The sequence below is a fragment of the Vibrio sp. Vb0667 genome (assembly GCF_033391095.1).
The window spans coordinates 1-669 of the sequence record NZ_JAWPOL010000103.1; the positions used below are offsets into that span (position 1 = coordinate 1).

Below are 669 nucleotides of genomic sequence, written 5' to 3' on the forward strand. Positions count from 1 at the left end.
CGTGTATCAAATCGAATAGACAAAAACGCCAGCTTGAGAAGGCTGGCGTTTTAGTGGGGATCTCAAAAGCTGCACCAGTAAAAGGGCTAGGCGCGTTAAAGATAGTGTTTGACGATGTTATCGATCTCTCCCGAGGCTTTTAGATCCGACAGGCGTTGATTAATAAAGTGTTGTACTTCAGGTTTCATCTCTGGAGAAAAGGCCAGATAGATCGAATAGTCGGGGATCACAGCGCTAAAAGATTGAATCTCAAATTGTTCGAGTGGCAGTTCCAGACGTTTTAAGTTGTACATCACCCGCGATTCCATCTCGACAAACGCCGTATCGCCTGGCGTTCTCTGAATTACGCGATATGCGGCGTCGTAATCTTTAACGCGCATCTCGTTGACGGTTTTATCTTCAAAAAACGGCATTAAGTTTGGGTAGTCGAAACCTAGCAGCAACACGATGGAGCGACCTTTGATGTCTTGCATGGTATTGAATTTAAAAGGCGCATCACTGCTGGATACCAACACGTGTTTTACAGTGTAAATAGGCTCTTTAGATAAGTTTTCTGATTGAACTCGGCCCCAATCAGGGCTGCCGTATGTCAGCCAGTTTTCTTCCCCACCCGCTTCTAACACTGAAATCATGCGCTTAAACGGATAGGTGTGAAAATTCACCTTATAA

The 669-nt window shown here is 44.8% G+C and carries 1 protein-coding gene; it reads right to left on the reverse strand.

Annotation, left to right across the window (positions count from 1 at the left end; genetic code table 11):
• Positions 1-95: 95 nt before the first annotated feature.
• A partial coding sequence (locus tag R8269_RS23715) for an ABC transporter substrate-binding protein (protein ID WP_318222716.1) occupies positions 96-669 on the reverse strand: 574 nt, incomplete at its 5' end.